Genomic DNA, 332 nt, shown 5'->3' with positions numbered 1-332 from the left:
ATCAGCGCTGCCCTGATCGAGAACGGCATCCGAGAGGCGGTGCGCCGTATGGCCCGGCAACACCTGTGAAGCCCGTTGACAGGTATGACGTGATCCTAGACCTGATGTCTAGGAATTATGATCAGGCCGACGTACTGGACCGCTGGGCCGTTGATGAGTACGCGGAAAAGACTGGTGCGGCCATGGATATTATGCCGTACGGTGCCAATAAGTGTCCGCAGTTCGGCCGCGACCTTTCGAAGATGGCGTCGATGGGGTATTTGACGCGTGCGCGCACAGGCCTCACTGACATGCGCGGGCTGGGATTCCCTGCGTGGGTCTGGAGCTATAGA

1 protein-coding gene is annotated in these 332 nt (G+C 59.0%); it reads left to right on the top strand.

What is annotated here, in order from left to right; translation table 11 throughout:
* On the top strand, window positions 1–332 hold a 332-nt coding region (locus tag AC1RPN_RS08760), incomplete at both ends, for a hypothetical protein (protein WP_481763803.1).

It is taken from the genome of Dellaglioa sp. CoH-57-MRSF-20 (assembly GCF_056781955.1).
This window is presented reverse-complemented; position numbering and strand designations above follow the sequence as displayed.